Annotated in this window: 24 protein-coding genes; 16 read left to right on the forward strand and 8 right to left on the reverse strand. The window is 53.7% G+C overall.

Annotated features, from left to right (window positions below):
- Nucleotides 1-5: 5 nt before the first annotated feature.
- Genes CODIS_RS00110 through CODIS_RS00135 form a run of 6 tightly spaced genes read right to left on the reverse strand, consistent with a single transcriptional unit; the run spans nucleotide 6 to nucleotide 5,775 of the window.
- On the reverse strand, nucleotides 6-1,355 hold the full coding sequence (locus CODIS_RS00110; protein WP_069119885.1) for a tetratricopeptide repeat protein: 1,350 nt from the start codon (nucleotides 1,353-1,355) through the stop codon (nucleotides 6-8).
- Nucleotides 1,352-2,380, reverse strand: coding sequence for a VWA domain-containing protein (locus CODIS_RS00115; protein ID WP_069119890.1), 1,029 nt, complete (start codon nucleotides 2,378-2,380; stop codon nucleotides 1,352-1,354). The genes CODIS_RS00110 and CODIS_RS00115 overlap by 4 nt, the downstream gene beginning before the upstream one ends.
- Nucleotides 2,373-3,413, reverse strand: a complete 1,041-nt coding sequence (locus tag CODIS_RS00120) for a VWA domain-containing protein (RefSeq protein WP_069119893.1) — start codon at nucleotides 3,411-3,413, stop codon at nucleotides 2,373-2,375. Before CODIS_RS00120 ends, CODIS_RS00115 begins: the two co-directional genes overlap by 8 nt.
- Complete coding sequence (locus tag CODIS_RS00125) at nucleotides 3,406-3,885, reverse strand: DUF4381 domain-containing protein (RefSeq protein ID WP_069119898.1); 480 nt, start codon at nucleotides 3,883-3,885, stop codon at nucleotides 3,406-3,408. Before CODIS_RS00125 ends, CODIS_RS00120 begins: the two co-directional genes overlap by 8 nt.
- A complete protein-coding gene (locus CODIS_RS00130) occupies nucleotides 3,886-4,797 on the reverse strand; it encodes a DUF58 domain-containing protein (protein WP_069119912.1) in 912 nt (303 codons plus the stop codon).
- A 21-nt stretch (nucleotides 4,798-4,818) separates the two neighbouring features.
- Nucleotides 4,819-5,775 (reverse strand): AAA family ATPase, encoded by a 957-nt coding sequence (locus CODIS_RS00135; protein WP_069119915.1) that lies wholly within the window; start codon nucleotides 5,773-5,775, stop codon nucleotides 4,819-4,821.
- A gap of 767 nt (nucleotides 5,776-6,542) precedes the next feature.
- On the opposite strand from CODIS_RS00135, the gene typA reads away from it, so the two are divergent.
- The 13 genes from typA to tatC all read left to right on the forward strand — a co-directional run bounded on the left by typA (nucleotide 6,543) and on the right by tatC (nucleotide 16,804).
- Nucleotides 6,543-8,357, forward strand: a complete 1,815-nt coding sequence (gene typA, locus CODIS_RS00140) for a translational GTPase TypA (RefSeq protein ID WP_069119918.1) — start codon at nucleotides 6,543-6,545, stop codon at nucleotides 8,355-8,357.
- 332 nt (nucleotides 8,358-8,689) lie between these two features.
- Complete coding sequence (gene pip, locus CODIS_RS00145; RefSeq protein ID WP_069119924.1) at nucleotides 8,690-9,640, forward strand: prolyl aminopeptidase; 951 nt, start codon at nucleotides 8,690-8,692, stop codon at nucleotides 9,638-9,640.
- Nucleotides 9,637-10,074: a D-aminoacyl-tRNA deacylase gene (gene dtd, locus CODIS_RS00150; protein WP_069119927.1), complete on the forward strand. Its 438-nt coding sequence runs from the start codon at nucleotides 9,637-9,639 to the stop codon at nucleotides 10,072-10,074. Before pip ends, dtd begins: the two co-directional genes overlap by 4 nt.
- A 54-nt stretch (nucleotides 10,075-10,128) precedes the next feature.
- Nucleotides 10,129-11,088 (forward strand): MBL fold metallo-hydrolase, encoded by a 960-nt coding sequence (locus CODIS_RS00155; protein WP_154722949.1) that lies wholly within the window; start codon nucleotides 10,129-10,131, stop codon nucleotides 11,086-11,088.
- Nucleotides 11,089-11,269: 181 nt separating this feature from the next.
- On the forward strand, nucleotides 11,270-11,860 hold the full coding sequence (gene hisB, locus CODIS_RS00160; RefSeq protein WP_069119930.1) for an imidazoleglycerol-phosphate dehydratase HisB: 591 nt from the start codon (nucleotides 11,270-11,272) through the stop codon (nucleotides 11,858-11,860).
- Nucleotides 11,861-11,878: 18 nt separating this feature from the next.
- Complete coding sequence (gene hisH, locus CODIS_RS00165; RefSeq protein WP_069119935.1) at nucleotides 11,879-12,523, forward strand: imidazole glycerol phosphate synthase subunit HisH; 645 nt, start codon at nucleotides 11,879-11,881, stop codon at nucleotides 12,521-12,523.
- Between the two features lie 125 nt (nucleotides 12,524-12,648).
- Nucleotides 12,649-13,383, forward strand: a complete 735-nt coding sequence (gene hisA / locus CODIS_RS00170; RefSeq protein WP_069119939.1) for a 1-(5-phosphoribosyl)-5-[(5-phosphoribosylamino)methylideneamino]imidazole-4-carboxamide isomerase — start codon at nucleotides 12,649-12,651, stop codon at nucleotides 13,381-13,383.
- A 27-nt stretch (nucleotides 13,384-13,410) separates the two neighbouring features.
- A complete protein-coding gene (gene hisF / locus CODIS_RS00175; protein ID WP_305782067.1) occupies nucleotides 13,411-14,181 on the forward strand; it encodes an imidazole glycerol phosphate synthase subunit HisF in 771 nt (256 codons plus the stop codon).
- Nucleotides 14,178-14,558 carry a phosphoribosyl-AMP cyclohydrolase gene (gene hisI / locus CODIS_RS00180; protein ID WP_069119956.1) on the forward strand — a complete coding sequence of 127 codons (381 nt, stop codon included), beginning with the start codon at nucleotides 14,178-14,180 and terminating at the stop codon, nucleotides 14,556-14,558. Before hisF ends, hisI begins: the two co-directional genes overlap by 4 nt.
- Nucleotides 14,559-14,575: 17 nt before the next feature.
- Nucleotides 14,576-14,893, forward strand: a complete 318-nt coding sequence (locus CODIS_RS00185) for a phosphoribosyl-ATP diphosphatase (RefSeq protein ID WP_069119961.1) — start codon at nucleotides 14,576-14,578, stop codon at nucleotides 14,891-14,893.
- A gap of 154 nt (nucleotides 14,894-15,047) precedes the next feature.
- Complete coding sequence (gene tatA / locus CODIS_RS00190) at nucleotides 15,048-15,293, forward strand: Sec-independent protein translocase subunit TatA (RefSeq protein WP_069119970.1); 246 nt, start codon at nucleotides 15,048-15,050, stop codon at nucleotides 15,291-15,293.
- Between the two features lie 38 nt (nucleotides 15,294-15,331).
- A complete protein-coding gene (tatB, locus tag CODIS_RS00195; RefSeq protein ID WP_069119977.1) occupies nucleotides 15,332-15,670 on the forward strand; it encodes a Sec-independent protein translocase protein TatB in 339 nt (112 codons plus the stop codon).
- Nucleotides 15,671-15,679: 9 nt separating this feature from the next.
- Nucleotides 15,680-16,804, forward strand: a complete 1,125-nt coding sequence (gene tatC, locus CODIS_RS00200; RefSeq protein ID WP_069119983.1) for a twin-arginine translocase subunit TatC — start codon at nucleotides 15,680-15,682, stop codon at nucleotides 16,802-16,804.
- A gap of 76 nt (nucleotides 16,805-16,880) precedes the next feature.
- Here the strand turns inward: tatC and CODIS_RS00205 are convergent, their stop codons facing one another.
- Nucleotides 16,881-17,219, reverse strand: a complete 339-nt coding sequence (locus CODIS_RS00205) for a pentapeptide repeat-containing protein (protein WP_069119989.1) — start codon at nucleotides 17,217-17,219, stop codon at nucleotides 16,881-16,883.
- A gap of 188 nt (nucleotides 17,220-17,407) precedes the next feature.
- Between CODIS_RS00205 and CODIS_RS00210 the strand changes: the two genes are divergently transcribed.
- Nucleotides 17,408-18,319 carry a LysR family transcriptional regulator gene (locus tag CODIS_RS00210; RefSeq protein ID WP_201258989.1) on the forward strand — a complete coding sequence of 304 codons (912 nt, stop codon included), beginning with the start codon at nucleotides 17,408-17,410 and terminating at the stop codon, nucleotides 18,317-18,319.
- Between the two features lie 417 nt (nucleotides 18,320-18,736).
- The gene (locus CODIS_RS00215; RefSeq protein ID WP_235615084.1) at nucleotides 18,737-19,678 is read left to right on the forward strand and encodes a sigma-54 interaction domain-containing protein; all 942 of its coding nucleotides are present in this window, start codon (nucleotides 18,737-18,739) and stop codon (nucleotides 19,676-19,678) included.
- A 30-nt stretch (nucleotides 19,679-19,708) separates the two neighbouring features.
- Here the strand turns inward: CODIS_RS00215 and CODIS_RS00220 are convergent, their stop codons facing one another.
- Nucleotides 19,709-20,332 (reverse strand): TIGR04211 family SH3 domain-containing protein, encoded by a 624-nt coding sequence (locus CODIS_RS00220; protein WP_083220441.1) that lies wholly within the window; start codon nucleotides 20,330-20,332, stop codon nucleotides 19,709-19,711.
- 255 nt (nucleotides 20,333-20,587) lie between these two features.
- Between CODIS_RS00220 and CODIS_RS00225 the strand changes: the two genes are divergently transcribed.
- Nucleotides 20,588-20,998, forward strand: a complete 411-nt coding sequence (locus CODIS_RS00225) for an eL19 family ribosomal protein (protein WP_069120010.1) — start codon at nucleotides 20,588-20,590, stop codon at nucleotides 20,996-20,998.
- The last annotated feature ends 42 nt before the right edge of the window (nucleotides 20,999-21,040 follow it).

Raw genomic sequence — 21,040 nt, forward strand, 5'->3', positions numbered from 1 at the left:
ATATGTCACCAGGGTCTAGTCTCCGTATCGCGGCCGCCTCGGCTACGAAGGTATTTATACTCTTCCAATCTGAACTGTTGTTGCATCAGTTGGGCCGGGTCTCCCTCAACTTGATCCAGCCATTGTTCCATCAATGCGTTTGCACCGCTTAGACGGGTCTCTTCACGACCCTCCCCATCGGCTTCTTGCTCACTTTCCCGGGATTGGGGCTGATCGCTTTGATCTACCTGGTCCACTGCTTCGGAACGGGCTTCATCTTCCGGGCGGACATGGCGTTCACCGGTATCCCGACCCAGTTCATCGCGGCGTTGTGATCCGGGCGTCTGTTCCTCCTCCTCATCTCCCTTTGCATCGAGATTAGCAGACTTTTCATCAACTTGTTTGCCCTCGCGTGGTTGATCCTGCGGCTCTTCCTCGCCCGATTCGGCCTGTTTCTCTTCCCTGAACGCCTCACCGTCACTCATATCCTGCTGCCGTTCCTGCTCCCCACTCATCTCTTGCTGCTCTGCCGGTGTCTCGCTGCCGTCCTGTTGCTCTTCACTCTCCTTCCGAGCACCGGATTCCTGCTCTTCATCCTGCTGTTTTTTGCCGTCCTCCGAGGGTTTATCCTCTTGTTGTTGGCCGGTTTGTTGCGCTTCTCCTTGCTGCTCGCCGGATTGTTGCTGCTCCTGTTCCTGCTGCTCGCCGGATTGTTGTTGCTCCTGTTCCTGCTGCTGCCCGCCGGATTGTTGCTGCTCCTGTTCCTGCTGCTGTTCGCCGGATTGTTGCTGCTCCTGTTCCTGCTGCTGCTCGCCGGATTGCTGCTGCTCCTGTTCCTGCTGCTGTTCGCCGGATTGTTGTTGCTCCTGTTCCTGCTGCTGCTCGCCGGATTGTTGTTGCTCCTGTTCCTGTTGTTCCTCATTCGACTCAGACTCTTTTTCCTCCGTCTCGGATTCCTGTTCCTCCTCTTTTTCCTCTTCCTCGTCTTTGAGTCGCTGTGCCAGTTTTTCTCTCGCCAAGGCCAGATTGTGGCGTGCATCGGTATGCCCCGGATCGCTTTCCAGGACCTGTTCGTAGGCTTCGATGGCGCCCTGGTAATCCTCCAGTTTGTAGCGGCTGTTACCCAGGTTGTAACGGGCTTCCAGTTTGACCTCCTCCCTCTCTACCTGGCTGAAATCCTTGCTGGCAGCCTGGTAGTCGCCTGTGCGGTAGTAAGCGACCCCTCGGCGATAGAGGTCCTCGAATCCCTTTGCCGCCTCCTCATAGTGACCTTGGTTGTAGTTCTCTGCTGCCTGTTGCTCCTGATTCAGAAACCAGTTGGCTTCTGCCAGTACGGCAGACAGGAGGAGTATTGCGGAGAGAGAGAGGGTCTTCATACCCGGGTCTCTCCCGGTCGTCTCACCCTGAAACGGGATAGCAGGAATAGCAGTAAGGGGAAAATCAACCAGTAGAAGCGCTCATTCCAGACCCGGGTTTTCTCCTCTGTGGGGGTCGGTCTGCCGACATCGCCGATGGCAAGTTTCAGAATATTGCGGCTATCCTGGTCTCTAAAGTCCGCATGCTGATAGTAACCGCCCCCTGCCTGTGCGAGTTGTTGCAATAGGGGTTCGTTGAGTCGAGATTCAATGATCTTGCCGCTCCGCTCTCTCATCAACTCACTCTGGCCAACGCGGGCAGGCACGGGACCACCCCCCGTTGTACCTATACCCATAGTGTGCAAGACGATGCCCTGTTCCGCGAGATCCTCGATTCGCTCCAAGAGTCCGGGCTCGTCAAAATCTCCATCACTGATCAGTAGGATGCTGCTTGAACTCTTGGTGCCTTCACTACCGAGCAGTTGCTGAGTACGTTCCAGTGCGGCGATCAGGCGGCTGCCCTGGAGATTGGCCAGGTCGGAGGAGACTGCCGGCAATGCGTTGAGGATGCTTTGAGTGTCTTCGGTAATCGGAGCCACCACATGGGGCACTGTTGCAAAGGCGATCATGCCGATACGCACTTCCCTGTTCAGCGCAACCAGGTCCTGCACCTCCTGGCGCGCCCGAGCCAGGCGGGATGGCGGTACATCAGCCACGTTCATTGAACGGGAGATGTCCATCAAAATGACCAGATCACTGGCTGGCGAGAAGGCTTCGATATCGGTGTAATCCCAGCGTGGGCCGGCCAATGCCAATACCAGCAGAATCCACAACAGACCCCAGCGTGTGAATCGACTCCAGCGCTCGTCCACACTCAGTTCCCGCACCCCCGTCAGGTGTGGCAGCAGGTGTTCGTCGGCATAGCGGTGAAGAGGGCCTTTAGCGGGTCGTACCACACTGTAGATCAGCCACCCAAGTACCGGAATCAGGCCGAGCAGGGCGAACAGCCATTCCGGACGGGCAAAGTGAAACAGCGATTCAGGCATATCCGCCCCCTCTCAGCCGTCTCTGCCTGCCTTCGGGATAGATCCCCAGAACCAACAACAGCAGCAGTGCAGCGCTGAGTGGCCAATAGTAGAGAGGTTGGGGGATGAATACGGTGCGGGATTCGGCCTCGGTCTTTTCCAGCTCATCGATGTGCTGATAGATCTTTTCCAGTGCCGCTGTGTCGGTGGCGCGAAAATAGGCGCCGTCTGCGGCCTCCGCTATCTCACGCATGACCGCTTCATTGAATCCCAGGTCGGTACGGGTAATGATACGGCCATTCTCCATGATCGGTACACGCTTCTTATCGCTGCCAACACCTATGCTGTAGATTCGAATACCTTCCTCTGCGGCCAGTTGGGCGGCTTTCAGGGGCGGTATGGTACCCGCCGTATTCTCGCCGTCGGCAATCAGCAACAAGACCCTGGATCCCTGCGGTCGCTCTCTGAGTTTCTTTACGCCCAGACCCAAGGCATCGCCGATGGCGGTCCCGTCACCGGCGATACGGGGGATTACTTCACTCAGAAGGCTGTTGACCGCCTTGCGATCATAGGTGAGAGGGGAGAGTACGTAGGCCTTGCTGCCAAACACCACCAGACCGATGCGATCTCCCTGTCGCCCCTCGATGAACTTGGCGACCACCCCCTTCACTACCTGCATACGACTGACCTGTTCATCGTTCAGAGTGAAATCGAGAGCATTCATGGAGTGGGAGGCATCCACAGCCAGCATCAGGTCATATCCCGCGGTGCGATTTTCGGTATAGGGTTCAAGCCATTGGGGGCGCATCAATGCCAACACCAGGGCCAGCCATAAGAGATGCAGCAGCCAGCTATGCAGGCGGGCGCTCAATGGCTGACGCGGTTGACGTGTGTGAAAGGCGTCCTGCAGGTGCGCCAGGGTTGGATGCAGTAGGGTGGTCTGCGTCCCCTCCACCGATTCATGCTGTTTATTCGGCGGGCGCGACCAAAAGAATCGGATCAATAGCGGGAGCAGCAGTAAGAGCGCCATCCAGGGCCAATGAAACTCAAACATGACAGGCTTCCTCGCTGACCCAGTGGATGGCGGCTTCGATCAATTGCGCCAGATCACTCTTGTCGGCACCACGATCAGGCGGGGCATAGGGGAGTACCAGCAGTATCCGGCCTTTTTCATGCCATTGAAAACCGCTTGAGTCATTGCTCTGCAACCAGTCGAGCCAGGCCTCATCGGTAAGGGCGGCAGTCTCCTCCCGGCCACAACGTGCGATGGCGATACGCCTCAGCAGTTCGGAGAGTTCACTTGCCACCTGTTTCGCCGGCTCTCGTTTCATGCGCCGCCGCAAGGTGAGCAGGTGGCGCCGCGCATCCTGTTGCCATCGTCCCAACGGATAGAGCCGGCGCCACCTGATGAATAACCAGATCAACAGCGCCAACAGTACGAACAGTGCCAGCAGCAACCACCATCCGGGGGCGGGTGGCCACCAGGGGGCTGGGTCAATACCTCGAATATCGCGTAACGGGTCCATTCAGCGCCTGCCAAAATGCTTCGCCAAGCCATGAGACAGGGCCAGGTGGATCTCTTCATTGGTGGCAATCGGCATCAAGGGTATGCCCAGGACGTTGGTCAACTGGATCAGTGTGTGTCGACGCATACGCCAGGTTTGCGTGTAGCGCTCTCTGGCCTGATGGTCGCGGGTATCGATCTCCAGCGCGTTGCCGTCAGGACCGACAAAGGTTACCTGTCCCATATCGGGTAGCTCCCTGTCCGCTGGATCATCAACCGGTATCAGCACCAGGGTATGATGTTGGCAGAGTCGACCCAAGGTCTGCTTCAGGTCCTGGATCTCACGGTTCATGTCGGCGATCACAAAGATCAGAGAGCCGGTTGCCGTACCTCGGTCGGCCCGTTGCAAGGCTTCAGAGAGGCAATCGATATGCGGTTGCTGCGTGGTACCCTCTTTCGTGAGGGCGTGCAGCAGGCGCCATAGTGCCCGGCGGTCCTTGGTGGGGCGGAAGTATTGCATCCCCAGGCGAATATCGCCAAACAGCATACCCCCAACCCTGTCATGCAGCTTGGATGCTGCCCAGCCGAGCAGGGCGGCCGCTTTGGCGGCCTGTATCGATTTAAAAGTACCCCGTGTGCCGAAGCTCATGTGCGGGCCTTTGTCGATACAGAGAACTACGCTACGCTCCCGCTCTTCGCGAAAAATCTTCAAATGGGGTACGTTGGTACGTGCGGTGACATTCCATTCCATGTTGCGAATATCATCGCCTTCGCGATACTCCCTCACCTCTTCGAAATCGAGACCGGTGCCACGGAACACGGAAGCGTAGAGACCACTGAAGCTGGTATTCACCAGATGGTGTGAGGCCAGTCCCAGGGTATGGGCCTGATGGCGTAATTCCAGCAGATCATCGATATGGGGATAGAGGCTCATAGCGATACGCCGCTTTGCAGACTAGGGAATGGCAACCATATCCAACAGTCGGGAGAGAAAATCGTCTGTCGTGATGCCTTCGGCCTCCGCTTCGAAGGTCAGCAGGATACGGTGTCGAAGAATGGCCGGGGCAACGGCTTGAATGTGATGGGGAGCGACGAATTCTTCGTCGTCCAGCCAGGCCTTGGCGCGTGCACATCTAGCCAATGCGATACTGGCGCGGGGCGAAGCTCCGAAGCGACACCAGCGGGCCAGGTCCTTGTCATAGGCCTTGGGATCCCGGCTTGCCTGGACCAGGTCGACGATATAGCTGTTGAGCTTCGGATCGAGGTAGAGTTCAGCCACCTGTTGGCGAATTGATATCAGCTTCTTTTGCGTCAATGGTTTGTCTGGTGGTGTCGGTTTCTGTTTTTGCTGGGCACTATCCAAGTCCAGAATCTCAAGCTCCTCTGCCCGATTCGGGTAATCCACATTGGCCTGCATCAGAAAACGGTCGAGTTGGGCCTCCGGCAGGTGATAGGTGCCTTCCTGCTCAACCGGGTTCTGGGTTGCCAGTACCATAAAGAATGGGGGCAGGGGGTAGGTTGTCTGTCCTACCGTGATCTGTTGTTCTCCCATCGCCTCCAGTAACGCCGACTGTACCTTGGCCGGTGCCCGGTTGACCTCATCCGCAAGCAGGATATTGTGGAACAGCGGCCCCTGGCGAAATTCGAATTCACCCTTTTCGTGACGATAGATATCGGTACCGATGAGGTCGGACGGCAAAAGATCAGGGGTAAACTGGACACGGTGAAAATCGCCTTCAATGGCCTCCGCCAGGGCCTTCACGGCAGTGGTTTTAGCAAGGCCGGGCAGACCCTCGATGAGTAGATGACCGTCACTGAGAAGACAGATCAACATACTTTCGATAAAACTGGTCTGGCCGATGACACGCGAAGCCAAATGTTCACGAAGTGGAGCAAGGTCGGATGAGTTCATGGATGGTTCTACTTCATTTTCTGCTTGTTTTAAGTCGCGCAACTCATAGGTATTGGCTGTGTAATTCCAACCCCGGCTTTATTTTTGCTCAGGTTGCGTCTCGCTCTATCCTGTCCATATTCGTCCCAGAGTGCAAGCTTTAGAAGAAGTCCAATCTATTTGATTATTAGTAACTGTTTAACTAGCACCTGTGGTTTTTCCTGTGATTCTTACTGTCGTGTCTGAAAAAAAGCCAATTGGGGAATAACGAGGAGTAAGCAGTATGACCGAGATAAATAGATTGCAGGTGATCGCTACACGGGGCTAGCTGGAGTTGTGATCGCATTATGCTGGAGGAGCTTCCACATTGCCCGCAGACAGGCTTTCGCTGAGAGCATAATAATAAACTGTGCACATAGGGAAAGGTTGAGGGATTGACTCAGACATTTACCTGAACCAAGGCTGGGCACAGGCCTTATATATCAATCTAACTCTATGTTTTTAAAGGCTAACAACAAATTGTTCATTTTTTTTACGATTTAATGAATTGCCACGTTTTATCTGCCTTTGAGGGTGGTTTTCAGGATTTATCAACAATGTTATCCACAGAACTTGTGGGTAATTCTGAAAGTTATGAAATGAAAAGGGGTTGTCGATAGAAGATAACTATTACTCTTCAGAATACTCTGTAACTCATTGAATTAAAATATATTATAAAAAATAAAAAGATAATTTTCGTGATAAGGGTATAATCCGCCATCTTTTTTTACACCAAACGGGCTGTTTCAGTGATCGAAAATCTAAGAAATATCGCCATTATCGCGCATGTCGATCATGGCAAGACCACGCTTGTGGATGAACTGTTGAAACAATCCGGAACCCTGGGTGAGCGTTTTGGCAATGTCGAACGTGTCATGGACTCCAACGATCAGGAGAGGGAACGGGGTATCACTATCCTGTCTAAGAACACGGCCATCCGCTGGAAAGATTATCGTATCAATATCGTCGATACACCTGGACATGCCGATTTTGGTGGTGAGGTGGAGCGTGTGCTGTCAATGGTCGATTCCGTACTATTGCTGGTGGATGCCCAGGAAGGCCCCATGCCACAGACCCGGTTCGTCACCCAGAAGGCGTTCAAGCATGGCCTGCGACCCATTGTGGTGGTGAACAAGATCGATAAACCGGGGGCGAGACCCGACTGGGTTATCGATCAGGTATTTGAGTTGTTCGACCGTCTCGGTGCGACTGACGAGCAGCTCGATTTTCCCATCATCTACGCCTCGGCGGTCAATGGTTACGCAGGTCTGGAGAGTCAGGTGAATCAGGGCGACATGCGGCCGCTGTTCGAAACGATTGTCGATCACTGCCCGGTACCTGAAGTCGATCCGGACGGCCCCTTCCAGATGCAGATATCCAACCTGGACTACAACAGCTATGTCGGGGCGATCGCGGTGGGGAGAGTGACCCGTGGTACGGTGAAACCAAATCAACAGATCACCGTGGTGAAATATGATGGAGAACAGCACCGCGGCAAGATCGGGATAGTCTACGGTTACCTCGGTCTGGAGCGCTTCGAGGTCGACCAAGCCAGTGCCGGAGACATCATTGCCATCAGCGGACTGGAGGCGCCCAATGTCTCCGACACTCTCTGCGATCCGGAGCATGTAGAAGCGATGCCTCCACTGTCCGTGGATGAGCCCACCGTCTCAATGACCTTTCAGGTCAATACCTCGCCCTTCGCCGGGCTCGAAGGTAAATATCTCACCTCCAGACAACTTAAAGAGCGCCTCGAGCGAGAGCTGATACACAATGTGGCACTGCGGGTCGAGGAAGGGACAGACCCGGAGAAGTTCAAGGTTTCCGGGCGGGGTGAACTGCATCTTTCGGTCTTGATCGAGAACATGCGTCGTGAGGGTTATGAACTGGCCGTATCCCGGCCTGAGGTCATCTTTCGCGAAGTCGAGGGAGAAGTTTGCGAGCCTTACGAGCAGCTGACCGTGGATGTGGAGGAGAAGGATCAGGGCAGCATCATGGAGGCACTGGGTACGCGCAAGGGTGAACTCAAGGATATTGTGCCGGATGGCAAAGGAAGAGTCCGACTCGACTACATCATACCCTCCCGGGGACTGATCGGTTTTCAGACCGAATTTATGACCACCACTTCAGGTACCGGATTGATCTACCACGTTTTCGATCACTATGGTCCCACCCAGCAGGGGGGGATAGCCGCGAGGAAAAACGGCGTTTTAATCGCCAATGGCCAGGGTAAGGTGCTTGGATATGCCCTGTTTAACCTCCAGGAGCGAGGCAGGCTTTTCGCCTCGCCGGGTGATGATGTCTATGAGGGGCAGATAGTGGGCATCAACTCCCGGGAAAACGATCTGGTGGTTAATCCTCTGAAAGGCAAGCAATTAACCAACATACGGGCCGCCGGCAAAGACGATTCAATTATTCTGACGCCCCCACTGCAATATAGCCTCGAGCAGGCATTGGAGTTCATTGAGGATGACGAACTGGTGGAAGTCACGCCGGGTGCCGTCAGGTTGCGCAAAAAGCACCTCAGGGAGCATGAGCGCAAACGTGCATCGCGGGAGCAGTAGGGCAAGGTACCATATCCTGGATCGTTGCCACCCGGATAGATTTTATTATTTTCGGATTTGGCAGAATGGCGGGTCTGAGGTAATGTCAGTCATGCATAAAAGAAGAAGCCCAACCGCATTCCTTGCAGTTGGGCTTATAGTCGTCGGCTTGGTTGGCTAAGCTAATCGTCCCTGTGCTCTCCTGAGCTCTATGTCCCTGGTGTACATCCCTGATGACGACAACTTAATAATGACACAAAATGTAACTTTTACTGTGGGATTCCGCACATATTGTTTGTGAGATTTTTCTCTAATCGATGTAGGATTTTTCCTACATGGCGACATGAATATTGATGAAAGACCTGTATCCAGCCATTGAACCGTTCACATCGCAAATGCTGCCTGTGGGTAACGGCCATCGACTCTACGTTGAGCAAGTTGGCAAGCCGGATGGGATTCCGGTGCTGTTTCTCCATGGTGGCCCGGGGGCCGGCTGTGAACCCTATCACCGCCGTTTTTTCAATCCCGATCACTATCGGGTCGTGCTCTTCGATCAACGAGGCTGTGGCCACTCCACACCGCATGCCTCGTTGGAAGCCAACACCACCTGGGACCTGGTGGGTGATATCGAAAGAATTCGCCAGCAGCTGAACATCGAGCAATGGTTATTGTTCGGCGGTTCCTGGGGATCGACACTCGCACTTGCCTATGCTCAATCCCACCCGGATCGGGTCACAGGGATGGTCCTCAGGGGCATCTTTCTCTGCCGTGATGAGGAGATCAGTTGGTTCTATCAGCATGGGGCAAGCCGTGTCTTTCCGGATTATTGGGAGGATTTCATCGCCCCGATCCCACAACAGGAACGGGACGACCTGTTACACGCCTATCACCGCCGCCTTAGCGGCGAGAACGATATTGATCGAATGGCGGCTGCCAAGGCGTGGTCGGTATGGGAAGGCCGCACTGCCAGCCTCCATCCAAACCCTGCGGTGGTCAGTTTTTTTTCAGATCCTCACACAGCCTTGAGTCTGGCCCGCATCGAGTGCCACTATTTTGTCAATCATGCCTTCCTGCGCCCCAATCAATTGTTGCTGGAGAGCGATAGGCTGGCGGATATACCAGGTGTCATTGTGCAAGGGCGCTATGATCTTATCTGCCCCATGACCTCCGCTTGGGAACTCCATCGCGCCTGGCCGGGCAGTGAACTGAAAGTAATCGGGGATGCCGGCCACTCCGCGGCAGAACCCGGTATCCGCAGTGCCTTGATCGAGGCAACGGACAGATTCGCAAAGGAGTTGCCATGATCGGGCTGCTGCAGCGGGTGAATGAGGCAAGCGTGCATATCGACGGTGAACCGGTTGCTGAGATCGACCGGGGACTGGCCGTGCTGGTAGGGATTCAGAAAAACGATGATACCGGCAAAGCCGATCGCCTGCTTGAACGATTGCTGGGGTACCGTGTCTTCAACGATGAGGCCGGTCGTATGAACTTGAGCCTGAGGGATATTCAGGGTGGTTTGCTGCTGGTTCCTCAGTTTACCCTGGCGGCCGATACCAAAAAGGGTATGCGTCCGGGGTTTTCCTGCGCCGCCGATCCTGAAGTGGGAAAACATCTGTTTTCCTATTTGACTGAGAGGGCGCAGTCACTGTACCAACCGGTGGCCTGCGGTATTTTTGGCGCTGATATGCAGGTGGCCCTCATTAACAATGGTCCGGTGACGTTTTGGCTGGAATGTTGAGTTGTTGATTTCTATAGTGTCGTTAACAGTGGCAAACAGGTGAACAAAAAAATCATGCTGATCAGGTACCTCCCCCAATTGTTGTTTTTCTCAATCCTGCTCTCTTCCTATGCTATCGCCGGTGAACGCGGTCCCGCAGTTCCTGATTACCCCGCTGACAGGATAGCGGACGGAGTTTATGTCATACATGGCCCGCTGGGTGTGCCATCGGTGGAGAATCAGGGTTTTATGAATAACCCGGGGTTTGTGATCGGTGACAAGGGGGTGGTCGTCATCGATCCGGGATCGAGCGTCCAGACAGGGGAGATGGTACTGCGGCAGATCAGAAAATTGAGCGATCTTCCTGTGGTTGCAGTATTCAATACCCATATCCATGGTGATCATTGGTTTGCCAATCAGGCAATACGCGAGGCATTTCCCGATGTGGCGATCTATGGTCATGAAGAGATGCGCCGACTGGTGGAAAAAGGAGATGGCAAGGCCTTTCTCGCCACCCTGATGCGCATGACGGAAGGTGCGGTTGCAGGCACGGTCGAGGTGCCACCCGACCGTTCCACGGCACACGGCGATGAGATGACCATTGGCGGCGTGACCTTGCGCATCCATTATGAAGCGAAGGCACACAGCCACTCGGATATCATGATTGAATTACCGCGACACAAGGTGCTTTTTCTCGGTGACAATGTCCTGAGCAAGCGTATGGGTCGAATGGATCACGCCACCTTCACAGGTAATATCGCCGCTATCGAACGTGCCTTGGGGACCCGGGCCGAGGTCTTTGTTCCCGGTCACGGCAAAACAGGTGGACGTGAGGTACCGGAGACCTATCTCACCTATTTACGCACCCTGAAAAGTGAGGTCGCAAAGCACTACGAAGAGGGGCTTAGTGATTTTGAGATGAATCCTCTGATTATTGAAGGGTTGCGCGACTTCCACGACTGGGTCGATTTCCAACGAAACGTCGGACGGCATATCAGTCTTGCTTACCTGGAAGTCGAGGCTGAGCTCTTCTAGGGCCGATCGGATTAGTGTTAACAGGCCCTAGTGCCGGTTGTCAGCTCCTGACAGACCCATTCACCGGCATTTGTGTGGAAGCTGATAAACCGGCGCTGTCTTTTCAGTAGTTTTCCTCTAAAATAAACGGTTTCCCATGAGTATGGGGTCATATGTGCGAGGCCCTAACCGGAGTCATCATATGCAGCGTACCGCGCAGATTGAGCGCAATACCTTGGAAACCCAGATTACTGTTTCACTGAATCTGGATGGAACGGGTGAAGCCTCTTTTGATACTGGCGTTCCTTTTCTCGATCACATGCTGGATCAGGTTGCCCGTCACGGGCTGATCGATCTCAGCATTACAGCGAAGGGTGATCTGCACATCGACGCCCATCACACGGTGGAGGATGTGGGTATCTCCCTGGGGCAGGCCCTGGCCAAAGCGGTTGGTGATAAAAAGGGTATCTATCGTTACGGTCACGCCTATGTGCCTTTGGACGAGGCCCTGTCTCGGGTGGTAATCGATTTTTCCGGGAGGCCGGGCCTGGTCTACAATCTCGCGTTCGCAAGGGCACGCATCGGTGAGTTCGATGTCGATCTGTTTCAGGAGTTTTTTCAGGGGCTGGTGAATCATGCCGGTGTAACCCTGCACATCGACAACCTGCGTGGCAGCAATGCCCACCATCAGGCTGAAACTGTGTTCAAGGCGCTTGGCAGGGCCCTGCGCATGGCGTTGGAGACAGATCGCCGGATGGCGCAACGAATACCCTCTACAAAGGGTAGTCTATAGCGGTTCACAGGTGTAACGATGACACAACGTATCACCGTGATCGACTACGGTATGGGAAATCTGCGTTCTGTCGCCAAGGCGGTTGAGCATGTAGCGGCAGGCAATGACGAAGTTTTGGTCACTGACGATCCGGAACTGATCCTCGCATCCGACCGGGTAGTATTTCCGGGACAGGGTGCTGCCAGGGATTGTATGGCGGCAATCTCCGATCATCACCTCAACCGGGCCGTACTGGATGCCGCCCAGAGCAAACCCTTTCTTGGAATCTGCATGGGGCAGCAGGTGCTGCTGGAATTCAGTGAAGAGAATAACGGAACCGAACTGATGGGTCTGATCGAGGGACGGGTGCGGCGTTTCCCCGGGGGCACTGCGCCTGACGGCGAGGCATTGAAGATACCGCATATGGGATGGAATCAGGTACATCAGGGCTATGATCATCCCCTTTGGGCGGGCATCGGGCAGGATAGCCGCTTCTATTTTGTACACAGTTACTATGTCGATCCTGAACAACAGGCGCTCGTGGCGGCGACCACAGATTATGGTGTCCGCTTCGCCAGCGCCATCGCTGACAGAAATCTTTTCGCGGTACAGTTTCATCCGGAAAAGAGTGCGGATGCAGGATTGCAACTGCTGCGCAACTTCATCAGTTGGAATCCGACATGATGGGTTTGAAGGTTGTAACTGAATCTCATGCTAACGGGGGATTCATGGTGCGGCAAGCCGCAACCGACCAATAAATTATTCGTAGGGTGCGGCTTGCCGCATCGATAAGAGATGGGAATGAAATCGTGCTGTTAATACCCGCTATTGATCTGAAGGATGGCCAATGTGTAAGGCTGCGCCAGGGCCGCATGGAAGATGACACCGTGTTTTCGGACAACCCCCTGGAGATGGCGATGCGCTGGGTTGAAGAGGGCGCCCGCCGTCTGCATCTGGTCGATCTCAACGGTGCCTTTGCCGGTGAACCGGTAAACGGGAGTGCGATCCGCTCCATCGCCAACGCCTATCCTGAGCTGCCGATTCAAGTGGGTGGCGGGATTCGCGACGAAGCCACGATCGAGGCCTATCTGGGGGCCGGTGTCAGCTATTGTATTATCGGCACCCAGGCCGTGAAGGAGCCGGAATTTGTGGCCCGCGCCTGCAAGGCCTTCCCAGGGCACGTGATCGTCGGACTCGATGCCATTTCCGGCATGGTCGCCATCAATGGATGGGCCGAAGTCACCGATCAGGATGTGACTGAACTTGCCCGGCGTTTTCAGGATGCCGGTGTCTCCGCCATTGTTTACACCGATATTGGCCGTGACGGTATGCTGTCAGGGCCCAATATCGAAGCAACAGCTGCGCTGGCGAATGCGATTACCATACCGGTGATTGCTTCAGGGGGTATCACTCATATTGGTGATATCGAGGTGCTTTGCAACGCAGACACGACAAATATCATGGGGGCAATCACCGGTCGGGCAATCTACGAGGGCACACTCGATCTGGCGACCGGGCAAAAGCTGGCGGATGAACTATCGTAAAATTCACAATTCAAAATTAGAGACATCATGTTAGCCAAACGTATCATCCCCTGCCTCGACGTGGATGCCGGCCGTGTGGTCAAGGGCGTGAAGTTTGTCGATATCCGCGATGCCGGTGATCCGGTCGAGGTGGCGCGACGTTATAACGAGGAGGGTGCCGACGAGATCACCTTTCTCGATATTACCGCCAGCTCAGACGATCGCGAGACCATTGTGCACGTTGTCGAACAGGTGGCCAGTGAAGTCTTCATACCTTTGACCGTCGGTGGTGGGATTCGCTGTGCGGATGATATCCGGCGCATGCTCAATGCGGGTGCCGATAAGGTGGCCATCAATACCGCAGCGGTCTTCAATCCAGAGTTCGTCAAAGAGGTCACCGAGCGATTCGGATCGCAATGTATCGTAGTGGCAATCGACGCCAAGCAGGTGAGTGGTGAGGGTGAACCCCTGAAATGGGAGATCTTCACCCATGGCGGGCGCAAACCGACTGGGCTCGATGCCATTGAATGGGCGCAACGCATGAGTGACTATGGTGCCGGAGAAATTCTGTTGACCAGTATGGATCGGGATGGCACCAAGATCGGTTTTGACAATGCACTGACGAGGGCGATTGTCGATAGCGTGCCGATTCCGGTGATCGCGTCAGGCGGTGTCGGCAATCTGCAGCATCTGGTGGATGGCGTAAAACAGGGCGGGGCGGATGCCGTATTGGCGGCCAGCATCTTTCACTTTGCCGAATACTCGGTCGGCGAGGCCAAACGGTATATGCGGGATCAATCCATTGAGGTGAGGTTATGAGTTGGCTGGACGCGGTGAAATGGGATCGTGACGGTCTGGTGCCGGCAATCGCGCAGGAAGTCGGTAGCGGCAAGTTGCTGATGATGGCCTGGATGAATGCCGAGGCATTGCGACTCACCAAGGAGAGCGGACATGCTGTCTATTGGTCCCGCTCCCGGAAGAAGCTTTGGCACAAGGGCGAAGAGTCCGGTCATCAGCAGAGAGTGCAGGCGATTCGGATCGATTGCGATGGCGATGTGATACTGCTGGAAGTGGAGCAGAAAGGCGGTATTGCTTGTCATACTGGCAGGCATAACTGTTTTTATCGCGAACTTCAGGATGATGTCTGGGTGGAGGTGGAACCGATACTCAAAGATCCCCGCGAAATATATGATTAATCGTATGAGAGTGTTTCATGAGTGACGTACTGCAACAGTTGGCTGAGATTCTGGAACAGCGAAAGCAGGCCGAGCCCGACAGCTCCTATGTGGCGAAATTGTATGCCAAAGGGCTCGATGCCATCCTGAAGAAGGTCGGCGAAGAGGCGACCGAAACAGTCATCGCGGCCAAGGACGGTGACCCGGAGAAGATTGTCTATGAGACCGCCGATCTATGGTTTCATACCCTGGTGTTACTGGCTCACCAGGGATTGAGCCCAGCGCATGTGCTGCAGGAGCTTGAGCGTCGTTTCGGTCTTTCCGGGCTTGAGGAGAAGGCGCAGCGGGTCGAATAGCTCTGGAGACAGAAGGTCGTTATCTGGGGTATGATCCCAGTCTTGATCAGACAATATATCGCCCCTCAGGGCGGAAATGATGAGCACATAACAACCTGAAGCCTTGATTCGGGTTTAAATTATATGCCGGCAATGCCGGTGAGTGGAGAAGATTATGGGTTTTGGTGGTATCAGTATCTGGCAGCTGTTGATTGTTCTTGCCATAGTCCTGCTGTTGTTCGGCACCAAGCGGTTGAAAAATATCGGTTCCGACCTGGGCGGGGCCATCAAGGGGTTCAAAGGCGCGATGAAGGACGGTGAAAAACAGGAAGAGAAAAAGGCCAATGAGCAGATTGAGAAATCGGAGTCGGGCACAGTAGTCGATGGTGAAGTCACCTCAAAGGAGAGTGACAAGAGTTGAAAACCCGGTTTCGCACTCTGGATTGATGAGAAAACACCATGTTTGACGTTGGTTTCTGGGAACTGACAATCATCGCCCTTGTGGCATTGATAGTGATCGGTCCTGAACGTCTGCCCAAGGTTGCCCGCACGGCGGGTTTGTGGCTTGGCCGGGGGCGCCGGTTCATTGCCAATGTGAAGGCCGATATCGATAAAGAGATCAAGGCGGAAGAGCTGCGGGAGGTCATCGAGAAACAGGCAACCCTCGCCAATCCGGTACATGAGATCGTTGAGGAGACCCGGAAGGATCTCAATGAGATCAAACAAGAAACAGCCGCGCAGGTAAAGCAGAGTCAGGATGCTCTCGAAAGCCAACAAGAGTCCGACAATAAAAGTTAAGCAATAGAGATGTCGGTGCAGAACACCCCCGATACCACAACCAAGGAACAGCCCCTGGTCTCCCACCTGATCGAATTGCGCGATCGTGTGTTGCGCATGGTGCTGGTCGTGCTGGCAGTGTTCCTGGTGCTGTTCCCTTTCGCCAATGACCTCTACAGCGCCATCGCGGGTCCGATGCGCGCAGCACTGCCGGAAGGCAGCACGATGATCTCCACCAAGCCCATCGACCCCTTTCTGATACCCTTTAAATTAAGTTTGCAGCTGGCGATATTCATTGCGGTACCCTTTATCCTCTATCAGTTTTGGGCCTTTGTGGCCCCTGGTCTCTATCGCCATGAAAAGAAGCTGGTCATGCCGCTACTGGTCTCCAGCACTTTGCTCTTCTACCTCGGAATGGCCTTTGCCTATTTTGTCGTCTTTCCTTTGGTATTCACGTTTTTGGCCGGCACTGCACCCGATGGCGTCGAGGTGGCAACCGATATGGGTAGTTATCTCGATTTTGTGATGACCCTCTTCTTTGCCTTCGGGGTCGCATTCGAGGTGCCGATTGCGACCATTATTCTTGTCTGGATGGGCATCACCACACCGGAAAAGCTACGACACAAACGTCCATTCGTGATCGTTGGGGCCTTTGTGGTCGGTATGTTTCTGACCCCGCCGGATGTCATCTCACAGACCTTGCTGGCCCTGCCCATGTGGGTATTGTTCGAATTGGGCCTCATCTTTTCTAAAGGATTTGTCAACCGTCCCAAGGAGTACACCGATAATCTGCCTGATGAAGCGGTGGCCGCATCGGCCGCACCAGACGGGGAGGAGTATCACGGGAAGCAGCAGGATGATGTGGTCGGCAGGGATATCGATCCCGCAGGCGATTATGTGGATCCGGACCGTTTCGTGCCCCTTACCGATGAGGAGATGGAGGCAGAGCTTGACGCCATCGAGACGGATGAACAGGAAGAGGCCGAGTCAGAGATCGACAGTGGCGAGAGTAAACTCCGGCAAGTGCAGGAATACAGAGAAAGCGGGGAAGTGGAGAAGGCCAGGGAACTGCTGTATGAACTGCTTGAGGAGGGTAATGCGGATCAACGCCTGGTGGCGAGGAACATCCTTGCCCAAATCGACTCAGACCACTGACTGCCCGTTGAACGACCGCTTTCCGGTTCTCGGTTCAGCGTGAATCAGCCAAGAATCCGGTTTGATAATTGGCGGATCAACGATTACGCAGACGCGTACCGTGCACCAGTGAAAGCGTGATCTCCTCGGCAGAGAGTGTCGATGCGAAATAGGTGCCCGAGATCTTTGCGCTGTTTATGCTTGCACCTTCAAGATTGGTTTCGCTGAGATTAAGTCCCCGCAGGTCTGCATGGCGCAGATAGGCGCCGGACATATCCAGGTCCCGCGCATCCATGTCCCTTAAATCGATGCCTCTTAAATCGGCATTCCGCAGGTCGCATGTCTCACCGGCGGCTCGTCGTTGATTGAACTCCTGGACTTTCCCCTCTTTAAGAAGTTGATACATGGGGTCCTGTTTCAGCTGGGGCTTCTGCATGGATACCTCTGTCTATTTACCTGTAGATAGTGTTGGAACAATCTTTCCATTCCGGTCCAGCGGTTAAGAATAGCGAAATCTCGGGTTGAATTGCGAGTCGATCCGATAAATAGCGCTATTTATTTATTATTGCCATTGGTAGCTCTTACATCTAGTATTGATATACTTAATACTAATGGATGGCTGACATGGCTGGAACACCACAGATTCATTATAAGCAAAACCGGTTGAAGCAACTGCGTGCCTTCTGCCATGCGGCACAGACAGGGTCGATCAGTGAGGCAGCGGAGAGACTCTATCTGAGTCAGCCGACAGTTTCATTGCAGATCCAGGCACTTGAGCGTGAATTGGAAACGGTTCTGTTCGAGCGTAGAGGGCCGAAAATCAAGCTGACCCCAGAGGGGGAGACCCTTTATAAGCTTTCCCAGCCCTTGGTGGAGGGGATGGATAAACTGCAGGAGACCTTTGCCGCCTCCTGTGGAAAACTCGAGAGCGGTGAACTGAATATTGCTGCGGGCGAATCCACCATTCTGTATATCCTGCCTGAACCCATTCGTCGATTCGCCGAACGCTACCCGGGGATCAGGGTGAAACTGCACAATGTGACCGGGCGCGATGGCATGGCCATGTTGAGAGCGGACGAGACGGATCTGGCGATCGGCTCGATGTTGGAAATTCCTGACGATGTCACCTACCAGCCCGTGGTCAATTACGCACCGGTTTTGATTACGCCGCTGGACCACCCACTGGCAAAAAAGGAGTCGATTCAGCTGCATGATATCAGTCCCTATGGGCTTATTCTCCCACCCCACCATCTGAGTACATGGAGAATGGTGGATCTGGTATTCAAGCAGCATAATGCCAACTACAACGTCACACTCGAGGCCGGTGGTTGGGAAGTGATCAAAAAATATGTCGAAATCGGTCTGGGTATATCCATCGTCACGGACGTCTGTCTTACAGGCGAAGAGCAGATCTCGACCATTCCGCTGGGTGAGTACTTTCCTGACCGCAGCTACGGGATCGTATTGCGCCGCGGTAAGTTTCTGTCACCACAGGCGAAGCGATTCCTTGAGATTGTGAAAGAGATGTTTAACTAGGGCCTGTTAACACTAATCCAATACGCCCTGCTGGGGCTGTTTTTGTGCCCAGCAAGGCAGAATGAGCGTAGTGTAGTTATTCTACATGAGCGAATGATAACGCCGCTGGGGGCGAAAACAGCCCCAGCCCTTCGGGTTGTGCCTGAAAAAGCGCCACTCGGCGTTGCTCGTCGCTCATTTGGAATCACCAAACCTCTCTCCTCGCGCCCCGAAGGAAGTGCCCTTGGGGTGCGCCTTGATTGGCGCTTTTTCAGGCACAACAGGGTGCATTGGATTAGTGTTAACAGGCCCCAGATGCCAAACGGTCAACAGTCAGGGAGTTTCAGGATGCACCGTTGGGGGGAAGGGGGTTCCCAACCTGTTTTCCTCAATGGGAAAACTGTTTTACAATGTCTTGGAACTGCTATGGAGACGGTTATGTTAGGAAAGGCCCCTGAATTTCAGTCCTTGCTAAGGGCAATGCGCATTGTTTCAGTGACGGATGCCACTGTATTGGTTTCCGGTGAGAGCGGGACTGGTAAAGAGTTACTGGCACAGGCACTGCATCGGAACAGTCGACGGTGCGACAAACCCTTCATAACTGTCAATTGTGCGGCACTGCCGACGCAACTGGCCGAAAGCGAGCTCTTTGGTCACCGCAAGGGTGCTTTCACCGGCGCTACCAACGACAGTATCGGAAAAGTGCAGGCGGCCAATGGGGGTACCCTTTTTCTGGACGAGATCGGTGAGTTGCCGCTGGCGGTTCAAGCGAAATTATTACGCTTTTTGGAAACAGGGGAGTGTCAAACCGTCGGTAGGGCGAACAATCAATGCGTCGATGTGCGGGTAATCGCTGCAACCAACCGTGACCTGAGCCGGTTGATCGATGACGGCGGCTTTCGCAGGGATCTATACTACCGTCTTCATGTCGTGCCCCTCGAAATGCCGCCTTTGCGACAACGTCCGGGTGATGTGAATCTGCTTCTCTCAGGTCTGACCGCTGAACTGGCGGCAAATTACAAGCTTCGTCCACCGGTCTATAGTAAGGCAGTGATGAAATTGCTGAACAGCTATCATTGGCCTGGCAATGTACGAGAACTCAGGAATTTCTCTGAGCGTATGCTGATCCTGTTTTCCGGCCGCAAAGTCGAAACGGAAAATCTGCCCCAGGAGTTTCGCACAATCCCACGCCAACATGCATCGGCTGACGGAACCTTTCAGTTGCCTGATCAGGGTCTCAATATGGATGAGCTTGAGGCCAGTTTGATCGAACAGGCATTGAATAAAACCTTCGGTAACCGCAGTAAAGCGGCAAGAATGCTGGGGCTCAGTCGCGATACACTGCTTTATCGGATGAAAAAATACGCCATCGAGTGTTGACCGGCTGGTCGGCTGCCTGGAGCGAAGCAGCTAATAGATACGATAACCGCCGTGGCGTTTTCGACTGCGATAGTCGAACAGTGCGATGCCAGCAGTAATTCCCAGCACAAAACTGATACCGGCTGCAATCAGTCCCCAGTTCAATGGTATGGCGGAATGCATCTGGCTTTGGCTATTGCGAAGCGCCTCATTTTCCTGCTGTATCCTATCCAACGCGGCGATGAGTCCTTCCGTATTCGCCAACTGATCTTGCAGTTCAGCGTTGGCCTGCTGTTCCTGCTTTTTAAGATTCTCCAGCTCGTTTCGGATTTCTTTCAGATCGGCTTCACTTTGTTCCAGACTCGAAGTCAGTGTTTGATGTTGTTGCTGGAGTTCGATCAGTTGAGTGCGTGCCGGTTTACGTTCGATAAGGAAGCCGGCCTTGGTCCAGCCTTCAGTACCATCTTTTGTGCGGACCTTGGCGAACAGGCCCTCTTGTTGCAATAGTTCAAGTTCAGCGCCGCTATTCAGGCGTTGCAGAAGTTTGCCCTTTGAATTGATCAGCTCAAACAGGGAGAGTTGCAATTCATCTGTAACATACCTGGTTTCCGCCATCGCGGTGTGATTGCAGCCAATCAGGCACAGTCCAAAAATACAGTTTCTAATGCACTTCATTCAATCCATCCCTCGAAGCGACGGCGAGCAATGAAAATATATGTGGGGGTGGTGCGAGATTATTGATTCAATCTCGTTCCCGCTACATGTCGAGATAACGGGTCTGAGGATAACGAATAGAGTGGCTCCTTGCCAGTGTTGAATTGGCACTTTTTTGATCTGGCGGTAACAAGTGTCCCATTCAGTTATCGTTCAGCATCGGCGGCATATTCTGTAGTTGAGTCTTGACGAATAATGATCACAGGAGAAACTACCATGAATTTTGTTCGCACTACACTGATTGCTGTATCGCTCAGCTTCGTTATGGCAGCACCGTCATATGCCGGAGGTTCTCATAGGGGAGTTTATTGCGACCATAAAAAGGTGCACAAGATCGAAAAGCGAATGGATCGGCAATATCACAGAATAGAGCGTGGTATTGACAGAGACAGACTGACACACAAAGAAGCAAAGCAGCTAAAAAAACGGTATCGTAAGATACGCCGCTTATCACGGGAGTATCGGGACGATGGTTACTTATCTCGCAGTGAGTATAACCATTTGACGCGCAAATTAGACAAGAACAGCCGCTTGATCAGAGAGTATATGCATAATGGCATTGACCGCTATATTGCCTATCATGATGAATACTCTTCACATCGTCACAACAGATATCACTGGGATTGATCTCTGTAGCCGCGCAGTTTCTTGTCCATACCAATCCTACCA

The sequence above is a fragment of the Candidatus Thiodiazotropha endolucinida genome (assembly GCF_001715975.1).
GTDB lineage: Bacteria > Pseudomonadota > Gammaproteobacteria > Chromatiales > Chromatiaceae > Thiodiazotropha > Thiodiazotropha endolucinida.

Bases quoted from the DNA above. Each gene is read 5' to 3' on its own strand.
- CODIS_RS00205 (WP_069119989.1), bottom strand. From the start codon at position 17,219: ATGCAGAAGCCCCAGCTGAAACAGGACCCCATGTATCAACTTCTTAAA.
- CODIS_RS00210 (WP_201258989.1), top strand. From the start codon at position 17,408: ATGGCTGGAACACCACAGATTCATTATAAGCAAAACCGGTTGAAGCAA.
- CODIS_RS00125 (WP_069119898.1), bottom strand. From the start codon at position 3,885: ATGGACCCGTTACGCGATATTCGAGGTATTGACCCAGCCCCCTGGTGG.
- tatB (WP_069119977.1), top strand. From the start codon at position 15,332: ATGTTTGACGTTGGTTTCTGGGAACTGACAATCATCGCCCTTGTGGCA.
- CODIS_RS00110 (WP_069119885.1), bottom strand. From the start codon at position 1,355: ATGAAGACCCTCTCTCTCTCCGCAATACTCCTCCTGTCTGCCGTACTG.
- CODIS_RS00155 (WP_154722949.1), top strand. From the start codon at position 10,129: ATGCTGATCAGGTACCTCCCCCAATTGTTGTTTTTCTCAATCCTGCTC.
- pip (WP_069119924.1), top strand. From the start codon at position 8,690: ATGAAAGACCTGTATCCAGCCATTGAACCGTTCACATCGCAAATGCTG.
- dtd (WP_069119927.1), top strand. From the start codon at position 9,637: ATGATCGGGCTGCTGCAGCGGGTGAATGAGGCAAGCGTGCATATCGAC.
- hisI (WP_069119956.1), top strand. From the start codon at position 14,178: ATGAGTTGGCTGGACGCGGTGAAATGGGATCGTGACGGTCTGGTGCCG.
- tatC (WP_069119983.1), top strand. From the start codon at position 15,680: ATGTCGGTGCAGAACACCCCCGATACCACAACCAAGGAACAGCCCCTG.
- CODIS_RS00120 (WP_069119893.1), bottom strand. From the start codon at position 3,413: ATGTTTGAGTTTCATTGGCCCTGGATGGCGCTCTTACTGCTGCTCCCG.
- CODIS_RS00220 (WP_083220441.1), bottom strand. From the start codon at position 20,332: ATGAAGTGCATTAGAAACTGTATTTTTGGACTGTGCCTGATTGGCTGC.
- hisB (WP_069119930.1), top strand. From the start codon at position 11,270: ATGCAGCGTACCGCGCAGATTGAGCGCAATACCTTGGAAACCCAGATT.
- CODIS_RS00135 (WP_069119915.1), bottom strand. From the start codon at position 5,775: ATGAACTCATCCGACCTTGCTCCACTTCGTGAACATTTGGCTTCGCGT.
- hisF (WP_305782067.1), top strand. From the start codon at position 13,411: ATGTTAGCCAAACGTATCATCCCCTGCCTCGACGTGGATGCCGGCCGT.
- hisH (WP_069119935.1), top strand. From the start codon at position 11,879: ATGACACAACGTATCACCGTGATCGACTACGGTATGGGAAATCTGCGT.
- CODIS_RS00115 (WP_069119890.1), bottom strand. From the start codon at position 2,380: ATGCCTGAATCGCTGTTTCACTTTGCCCGTCCGGAATGGCTGTTCGCC.
- CODIS_RS00215 (WP_235615084.1), top strand. From the start codon at position 18,737: ATGTTAGGAAAGGCCCCTGAATTTCAGTCCTTGCTAAGGGCAATGCGC.
- CODIS_RS00225 (WP_069120010.1), top strand. From the start codon at position 20,588: ATGAATTTTGTTCGCACTACACTGATTGCTGTATCGCTCAGCTTCGTT.
- CODIS_RS00130 (WP_069119912.1), bottom strand. From the start codon at position 4,797: ATGAGCCTCTATCCCCATATCGATGATCTGCTGGAATTACGCCATCAG.
- tatA (WP_069119970.1), top strand. From the start codon at position 15,048: ATGGGTTTTGGTGGTATCAGTATCTGGCAGCTGTTGATTGTTCTTGCC.
- CODIS_RS00185 (WP_069119961.1), top strand. From the start codon at position 14,576: ATGAGTGACGTACTGCAACAGTTGGCTGAGATTCTGGAACAGCGAAAG.